The sequence below is a fragment of the Halorubrum sp. SD612 genome (assembly GCF_002135005.1).
Window position 1 is genome coordinate 1 of the sequence record NZ_NEWI01000112.1, and the last position, 8,905, is coordinate 8,905.

An 8,905-nucleotide genomic window follows, 5' to 3' on the forward strand; every position below is an offset into this window, starting at 1 on the left:
GAAACGGCACCGACCGAATTTAGTTTCCGATCCAGCGCAGCACCGCGAGCGTCACCTCGAAGAGGGCGATCGTCGTGAGCGACACGAAGGTCGGTGCCGCCCCCGTCGGGTCGGAGCTGAAGAGGAACGCGATCATGAGGAACAATCCCCAGAAGATCAGCCGCTTCGCCTCCGGCTACTCTCGGGTGACGAGGTCCATCGCGATCGCGAGCAACACGAACGATACCGCGGCCGGAACGAGGAGACCGACGAGGCCGAAGAGGCTGAGCAGACCGAGGACCAGATCACCCGGATCGCTTCGCCGTCGACAAATTCGTATCGGCCGGGGCTTTGACGATGTTCCTCGTCAACGCAGTATCCGCCTCAGAAACAGCACCGACCGGATCTAGTTCCCGGTCCAGCGCAGTATCGCGAGTGTCCCCTCGAAGAGGGCGATCATCGTGAGCGTCACGATGATCGGCGCCATCCCGGTCGGATCGGGGCTGAACAGGAACGCGATCCCGAGGAACGACCCCCAGAAGATCAGCCGCTTCGCCTCCAGCCACTGCCGGGTGACGAGGTTCATCATGATCGCGAGCATGATGAAAAGCGGGATCTGGAAGACGATCGCCATGAACGCGAGCATGATGACGATCAGGTTGAACGTCTCCGCGAGTCCGAAGGCGATCGTCGCGGCGTCGGCGGTGTAGGTGGTGAAGTACGAGAAGATCGCGGGCAACACGAGGAAGTGCGCGAACGCGATCCCGACACCGCCTAAGATTAGGCTCGTCGGGACCGCCGCGAGGTAGTAGCGGCGCTCCGTCTCGTAGAGTCCCGGGCGCATGAACCGGTACGTCTCGTAGACGAACGCCGGGAGCCCGACCACGACGCCCGCGAGACCGGCCACCTTCAGGCGGGTGAGCGGGAGTTCGAGCGGGCCGTACAGCCGCGGGCGGTTCTCCAGCGGCGCCGGGATGTGGTAGCTCCAGAAGTAGTTGATCAGCTCCGTCGACTCGGTGACGACGACGAGCGTCGCCAGCCCGCCGATGAGGAAGACGACCGCGAGCCGGCGCATCATCTCCTCGATGTGCGCGGCCAGCGGCATCTCCTCGTCCGTCTCAGGCCCTTCGATACCCTCGAACGGCTCGTCCTCGACGGCCGTGGCGGCGTCGGCGGTCGGTGCGTCCGCGGTCGTCGCCGGCGTGCCGCCGTCGCCGAGGCTCTGGGCGTCGTCCGTCGCCGGGAGGCCGTCAGTCGACGGGTCGGCGGCGTCCGCGGAGCCGGTGGCCGCGGAGGCGGTCGAGTCGGCGTCAGCGGAGGCGGTCGAGTCGGCGTCGACCGCGGCGGGGTCCACCTCGGGTCCGACCTCTGCTTCGACCTCGGACTCGACGCTCTCGGACGCGGCGTCGACGGACTCGACGCTCTCGCCGCCCTCTCCGGCGGCGTCGCTCTCGGGTTCGCCCTCGTCGGTCGACCCGTCAGCGGCGGCCGAGTCGTCGTCGCGCGGCCGGTCCGAGTCGTCCATTCAGTTGCCCTACGCGACCGGGCGGTTATCAACCTTTTCGGATGGCTGCGTCGCGCGGGGGCGAAACCGGGTCTCGCGGCGGCGACGGAGCGACCGAAGCGGCGGCCTGGCCGGGCCCGGCGGGCTCGTAACTGCTCAACGGCCCCGCGACGGCTCGGCGGCCGGAGCGCCCGCGGTCGAAAAGGTTGATAACGGCGACGACCGTCGCCTTCCGTATGGCGAGCGCCCTCGACGAAGACACCCAGCAGTCGATCGCGGAGGGCCGCGAGACGGCGAAGGCGTTCCTTCGATCGATCCAGAAGGATCTCCAGAAGGTGTTCGTCGTCTTCCTCATCGGCTTCCTCGCGACGTTCTGGGCGCTCCGAACGTACATCTGGGACCGGCTGCGGGAGGTGACCGAGTCCAACATGAGCGCCGCCGTCGCCGAGGAGGCGGACATCATCGCGACGACCCCGTTCGAAGTGATCCTCCTCCAGGCGAAGATCGGGCTGATCGTGGGCGCGATCGCCGCGATCCCGCCGCTGATCTACGTCACCCGCGACGAACTCCGCGCTCGCGGTATGTGGCCGCAGTCGCCGATCGCCCGCTGGAAGCTCGCGCTCCTCGGACTGCTCGCCGCGGGGCTGTTCTCCGCCGGCGTCGCCTACGGCGTCTTCGCCTTCTTCCCGCTGATGTTCGGCTTTCTCGCGGAGTTCGGGCTGGAGGCCGACATCCAGCCCACCTACGGGATCGTGATGTGGACTGAGTTCATCGTCTTCCTCTCCCTCTCGTTCGGCCTCGCCGGACAGATGCCGATGGTCATCACCGGGCTGTCGTACGCCGAGATCGTCCCGTACGAGACGTTCCGCGACAAGTGGCGCTACGCGGTCGTCGCCATCTTCGTGTTCGGCGCCGTCTTCTCGCCGCCGGACCCGTTCACCCAGCTACTGTGGGCGTTCCCGCTGGTCGCGCTGTACGGCTTCAGCCTCTACCTCGCGAAGCTCGTCGTCACGGCGAAACGGAGCTCCGACCGGATCGACGTGCTCGGCGCCGTGCGGAACCACTGGAACGTCGTCGGGGGCGCGACCGTCCTCGGTGGCGCGCTCGTGTACGGCTTCTACGAGTACGGCGGTCGAACCGCGGTCAACGATCTGCTCCGGCTCGCGGGGAGCACGCGGCGGTTCCTCGAACCGGGCGCCGGGCTCGGCGTCGATCCGACGACCGCGCTCGGCGTCTACGCGGCCGCGTGGGCGATCGCGTTCGCGGCCGTCGCGACGCTGTGGGCGGTGTACACCGACCTCGACACCGCGAGCGCGGGCTACCGGTACGGCGACCCGACCGCCATCGACGTGGGCGAACTCGACGCCGCGGGCGTGCGGGCGGCCCCCGCGGACGCGTTCGCCGAGATGGGCGAAGAGGAGTCGCTCGCGCTCGCGCAATCCGCGATCGACGACGACGACCCGGAGAAGGCGCAGGCGATCCTCGACCGCTTCGACGAGGCGAACGAGGGGAGCGACGGCGACGCGGACGGCGACAGCGGCGAGGACGGGCTCGTCGGGAACGTCCAGAACCGGACCTCGCGGGCGAGTTCGACGTTCCTCGCGGAGCTCACCGACGGCAACGAGGAGGAGGCCGAAGACGACATCGGCGGCTACTACACGGACCTCAAGTTCATCTTCGACTCGCTGCGCACGCGGTCGTTCCGGATCGTCGCGGTGTTCGGCGCCGTGATGGCGGCCGCGTTCACGTGGCTGTACCTCGGCGGGCTCGGAACGGTCCGGGGCGACCTCGAACGGCGCGTGCCCGCGGAGGTCGAGGGCGGGATCAACATCATCACGCTCCACCCGGTCGAGGCGCTCATCTTCATGGTGAAGTTCTCGGTGATGCTCGGGATCTTCGCCGCGTTCCCCGTGGCCCTCTACTACGCGTGGCCCGCGCTCCGCGAGCGCGGCTTCGTCGCCGGGCGGCTCTATCAGGTGTACCTGTGGGCGGGCGCGCTCGGCGCCGGGATGATCGGCGGCTTCGCGCTCGGGTACGCGTACATCGCCCCCGGGATCATCGGCTGGCTCGTCACCGACGCGCGCCTCGCGGACATGGTCATCACCTACCAGGTGAGCGACTTCCTCTGGCTCGTCATCTACACGACCATCGGGATCGGCTTCCTCGCGGACATTCCCATCGCGATGGTCCTGCTGAACAACGCCGGCGTCCCGTACCGCGTGTTCCGCGCCCGCTGGCGCGAGGTGACGATCGGGATCCTGCTCGTCGCGGCCGTGTTCACCCCCGCCGACGTGATCACGATGTTCCTCGCGACGATCCCGTTGATGTTGGCGTACGGCGTCGGCGTCGGCGTCCTCTTCCTCGTCACCTTCGGGGGGCGGCGGGACCTCTCTCCGCCCGCGGAGTTCGTCGGGGAGTGAGTCCCCGCGCTCGGCGCGGCCGACGGCGAGAACGGGCGCTGCCGGTCCCCGCGACCGACGACTATTCCCGCGCGCGCCCGCAACGGACGAAGTGAAATGAGCAAGGACTACATCGAGGTCCGCGGCGCCGAGGAACACAACCTCAAGGACCTCGACGTCCGGATCCCGCGGGAGGAGTTCACCGTCGTCACCGGGCTCTCCGGCTCGGGGAAATCGTCGCTCGCGTTCGACACCGTCTACGCAGAGGGACAGCGCCGCTACATCGAGTCGCTGTCGGCGTACGCGCGCAACTTCCTCGGACAGATGGACAAACCGCAGGTGGAGTCCGTCGAGGGGCTCTCGCCGGCGATCTCGATCGACCAGAAGAACGCGGCGAACAACCCACGGTCGACGGTGGGGACCGTCACCGAACTCCACGACTACCTCCGGCTGCTGTACGCCCGGATCGGCACCCAGTACGACCCCGTCACGGGCGAGGAGGTCGGCGAGCAGTCCGCCCAGGACATGGTGAAGCAGATCCTCGACCTGCCCGAGGGCACGCGGGCGAAGATCGCCGCCCCGGTCGTCCGCGACCAGAAGGGCGCCTTCGAGGACTTATTCGAGGAGCTGGTGAGCGACGGGTACAGCCGCGTCGAGATCGACGGCGAGCCCGTCGATCTCACCCTCGACGACCCCGACCTCGACGAGAACTACGACCACACGATCGACGTGATCGTCGACCGCGTTCGGGTGGCCCCGAACGCGCGCTCGCGGATCACCGACTCGGTCGAGACCGCCCTCGAGGAGGCGGGCGGCGTCCTCAAGCTGATCGTCCCCGACCCGCCCGAGGACGTTCCCTTCGCGTCGAACGCGCGCTCGACGGGATCGCTCGCGGCCGACGCCGACGGCGACGACCGCCTCGTCGTCGAGTTCTCCGAGGAGCTGGGCAACCCCAACTCCGACGTGCAGTTCTCCGCGATCGAGACGCGCTCGTTCTCCTTCAACAGTCCGTACGGCGCCTGCCCGGAGTGCGAGGGGATCGGCTCGACGAAGGAGGTCGACGAGGACCTCGTCGTCGAGGACCCCTCGAAGCCGCTGAAGCACGTGTTCGAGCCGTGGAGCTACGACCGCACCTACTACTCGCGCCAGCTCGACAACGTCGCGGAGCACTTCGGCGTCGACCTCGACACGCCCTTCGAGGAGCTCAACGAGTCGATCCGGCGGCAGTTCCTCTACGGCACCGACGGGATGGTCCACTTCGAGTGGACGACGAAGAACGGCACGCGCGAGAAGACGGAGCGCTTCGAGGGCGTCATCCCCAACTTGGAGCGCCGCCACGTCGAGACCGACTCCGAGCGCGCCCGCGACCACATCGAGGAGTACATGGCCGTGACCACCTGTCCCGAGTGCGAGGGCACCCGACTGAAGGAGCAGTCGCGGCACGTCCTCGTCGCCGGCACGTCGATCACCGAGGTGAACGAGCTGTCGATCGCCGACGCCCGCGAGCACTTCGAGGGAATGGAGGCGGAGCTGAACGAGCGCGAGACGACGATCGCCGAGGAGATTTTAAAAGAGATCCGCGCGCGGCTCGGCTTCATGGAGGAGGTCGGGCTGGAGTACCTCACGCTCGACCGCGAGGCGTCGACGCTGTCCGGCGGCGAGAGCCAGCGCATCCGGCTCGCGACGCAGGTCGGCTCCGGACTGGTGGGCGTCCTCTACGTCCTCGACGAGCCCTCCATCGGCCTCCACCAGCGCGACAACGACCGTCTGCTCGACACGCTCGAAGGGCTCCGCGACCTCGGCAACACGCTGCTCGTCGTCGAACACGACGAGGAGACGATGCGGCGCGCCGACGAGATCATCGACATGGGCCCCGGCCCCGGCAAGCGCGGCGGCGAGGTCGTCGCGCAGGGCGACTTCGACGAGGTGGTCGGGACCGACGAGTCGGTGACCGCCGACTACCTCGCGGGCCGGAAGTCGATCCCGGTGCCCGACGAGCGGCGCGAGCCAGACGGCGAACTCGTGGTGACGGGCGCGCGCCAGCACAACCTGAAGGACCTCGACGTGCCGATCCCGCTCGGCACGTTGACGACCGTCACCGGCGTCTCCGGCTCGGGGAAGTCGACGCTCGTCAACGACATCCTCTACAAGGGGCTGGCGCGAGAGATGAACGACAACACCTCGGTCGATCCCGGCGCACACGACGCGATCGAGGGGCTCGACGGGGTCGAGACGGTGCGGCTCATCGACCAGTCGCCGATCGGGCGGACGCCGCGGTCGAACCCCGCGACGTACACGGACGTGTTCGACCACGTCCGAGAGCTGTTCGCGGAGACGAAGCTCTCGAAGCGCCGCGGCTACGAGAAGGGCCGCTTCTCGTTCAACGTGAAAGGCGGCCGCTGTGAGGAGTGCGGCGGGCAGGGGACCGTCAAGATCGAGATGAACTTCCTCTCGGACGTGTACGTCCCCTGCGAGGAGTGCGGCGGCGCCCGCTACAACGACGAGACGCTCGACGTGGAGTACAAGGGGAAGACCATCGCCGACGTGCTCGACATGAGCGTCGCGGAGGCGTACGACTTCTTCGAGAGCCACCGCGGGCTCGAACGCCGCCTGAAACTGCTGAAGGACGTGGGGCTCGGCTACATGGAGCTGGGCCAGCCCTCCACCACCCTCTCGGGCGGCGAGGCGCAGCGCGTCAAGCTCGCCGAGGAGCTCGGCAAGCGCGCGACCGGCGACACGCTCTACCTGCTCGATGAGCCGACGACGGGGCTCCACAAGGAGGACGAGCGCAAGCTGATCGACGTGCTCCACCGCCTCGTCGACGCCGGCAACACCGTGGTCGTCATCGAACACGAGCTCGACCTCGTGAAGAACGCCGACCACGTGATCGACCTCGGCCCCGAGGGCGGCGACGGCGGCGGCGAACTCGTCGCGAGCGGTACCCCCGAGGAGATCGCTCGGGAAGACGCCTCGCACACCGGGCGCTACCTCCGCGACATGCTGCCCGACGTGGACCTCGACGGCCCCCGCGACGACCGTCGGAAGCCTGCGGTCGCGGACGACGACTGAGCGGCGTCTGTGGCGGCTTTCGGGGCGAAATTGGGAAAAGAACTTTTGCTCGACATCGCTTGACACACGGTCATGGAACGACGGTCGTTCCTCTCCGTTGGCGGCGCAGCGGTCCTCGCGCTCGCGGCCGGGCGCTCCTCCACCGCCGACGACGCCGGCGGTCCCGCGACGGCGGTCGAGGCGTACTACCGGCGGGCGAGCGCGAGCGAAGACGCAGAGGCGTTCGCGGCGGACGTTCCGCCGCTCGCGCACCCCGTCTCCCCGCTCTCGACGCTCGCCGAGGACGTGCCAATGGCGTTCGACACCACGGTGAGACAGGAACTCGCCGACGCCGCGGTCGTCGAGGAGAACGTCTCGGCCGACCGGATCCGCTCGATATCCGGATTCCTGTCGGCCTCGCTCACCGACGAGGAGCTGGAGTCGATCGCCGCGGAGAACGCGGTCGTCTCGGCGACCGTCGTCGGTGGCGACGGGGGCGAGTTCGAGCGTCGGTGGCTCGTCGCGACCGACGACGGCGAGTGGGGCGTCGTGTGGCCCGGCGAACCGGAGGGACCGGTGACAGTCGTCAGGGAGTACTACCGGCGGGCGGGCGAGGCCGAGAGCGCGGCGGCGTTCGCCGACGACGTCTGGGAGCTCTCGCACCCCGCGTCGCCGCTGGGCGAGGTGGCGGCGGACGTGCCGGGCCTCTTCGACGGCGCGCGGCGTCAGGGGCTCGTCGAGGCCGCCGTCGTCGCCGAGGACGTGGACGCCGAGCGCGTCCGGAGCGTATCGGACTTCTTCGCCGGAGCCGCGGACGACGAGACGATCGAGACCGTCGCCGCGGAAAACGCGGTCGTCTCGGTGACAGTCACCGACGGCGACGGCGACGAGTTCGAACTGGAGTGGCTCGTCGCGACCGCGGACGGCGAGTGGCGGCTCGTCTGGCTCTGAGGGTGCGATCGTAACCGGGACGACGCGGCGCCGAGACCGTCGCGTTACCCCGCCGTCGGCCGACGGCCGGGCGATCCGACGGCTCTCGCAACGACGAGGAGCGCGATCAGGTCGACGGTGAGCGCCGCGATGGCGCCGAAGCGGAACAGGATCAAGAGACCCAGTACCGCCACGGCGAGCCCGACGGCCGCGCGACGGGCGCGGTCACGGTCGGGGAGCAAGCGGGACACCTGAGCGCCGACGCCGACCTGCGCCGCGAAGAGGAGGACGCCGAACGGGGACACGGCTGGCATACGGCTCGATTCCGACCGAGCCTGTATGAATATGTCGGCGGGGCGACGAACGCCCGGACGGGGCGTGGGTCGGGGCGACCGCCTCGCGGCGGTGTCGGAGCGGCCGAGGCGACCCCCGCGACCCGCATCTTGATGCCGCGGCGCGCCGTCGCCCCGGTCATGCGAGAGATCACGACGGACGACGTCCCGGAAGCGCTCGGCCCGTACTCGCAGGCGATCGTCTCGGGCGACATGGTCCACGTCTCCGGGAAGACGGGCGTGGACCCCGACACGGGGGAGGCGCCCGACTCGGTCGGCGAACAGACGACGCAGACGCTCGAAAACGTCGCCGCGATTCTGGAGGCGGCCGGGACGACCCCGGACGCGATCGTGTCGGCGACCGTCTACCTCACCGACATGGACGACTACGACGCGGTGAACGAGGCGTACCGGTCGTTCCTCTCGGAGCCGTACCCGGCGCGGACCTGCGTCGAGGTGTCTCGGCTCCCCGCGCCGCTCGACGTCGAGATCACGGTCACGGCGGAGCTCGACGGCGGCGACTGATACGGTCGTGCGAAAGTATTTCCCAATATAGTCGTATTCTATAGTAATGGGTCGGTTGGACGGAATCACTCTGGAAGAACTTCACGAGCTACGTGAGCAAACAGCGGGAGAGATCCCGCGAGAACGTGTTCTCGCGGCGATCGGCCGAAAGCAGGGAGACAATCTTGACACACTCGCTGGACGCCATG

At 68.8% G+C, this 8,905-nt stretch carries 6 protein-coding genes; 4 read left to right on the forward strand and 2 right to left on the reverse strand.

What is annotated here, in order from left to right; all coding sequences use genetic code 11:
• Nucleotides 1–385: 385 nt before the first annotated feature.
• Nucleotides 386–1,504, reverse strand: a complete 1,119-nt coding sequence (locus B9G38_RS12170; protein WP_086220542.1) for a twin-arginine translocase subunit TatC — start codon at nucleotides 1,502–1,504, stop codon at nucleotides 386–388.
• A 215-nt stretch (nucleotides 1,505–1,719) separates the two neighbouring features.
• Here B9G38_RS12170 and B9G38_RS12175 point away from each other — a divergent pair, with 215 nt between their 5' ends.
• From B9G38_RS12175 to B9G38_RS12185, 3 genes are all read left to right on the forward strand, one after another.
• Nucleotides 1,720–3,903, forward strand: a complete 2,184-nt coding sequence (locus B9G38_RS12175) for a twin-arginine translocase subunit TatC (protein ID WP_086220543.1) — start codon at nucleotides 1,720–1,722, stop codon at nucleotides 3,901–3,903.
• 96 nt (nucleotides 3,904–3,999) lie between these two features.
• Entirely contained in the window at nucleotides 4,000–6,951 is a 2,952-nt protein-coding gene (gene uvrA / locus B9G38_RS12180; RefSeq protein ID WP_086220544.1) for an excinuclease ABC subunit UvrA, read from the forward strand.
• A 72-nt stretch (nucleotides 6,952–7,023) separates the two neighbouring features.
• On the forward strand, nucleotides 7,024–7,881 hold the full coding sequence (locus B9G38_RS12185; RefSeq protein ID WP_086220545.1) for a hypothetical protein: 858 nt from the start codon (nucleotides 7,024–7,026) through the stop codon (nucleotides 7,879–7,881).
• 44 nt (nucleotides 7,882–7,925) lie between these two features.
• Here B9G38_RS12185 and B9G38_RS12190 read toward each other — a convergent pair whose 3' ends face one another.
• Nucleotides 7,926–8,174: a hypothetical protein gene (locus tag B9G38_RS12190; RefSeq protein ID WP_086220546.1), complete on the reverse strand. Its 249-nt coding sequence runs from the start codon at nucleotides 8,172–8,174 to the stop codon at nucleotides 7,926–7,928.
• A 159-nt stretch (nucleotides 8,175–8,333) separates the two neighbouring features.
• Here B9G38_RS12190 and B9G38_RS12195 point away from each other — a divergent pair, with 159 nt between their 5' ends.
• On the forward strand, nucleotides 8,334–8,717 hold the full coding sequence (locus B9G38_RS12195; RefSeq protein WP_086220547.1) for a RidA family protein: 384 nt from the start codon (nucleotides 8,334–8,336) through the stop codon (nucleotides 8,715–8,717).
• The last annotated feature ends 188 nt before the right edge of the window (nucleotides 8,718–8,905 follow it).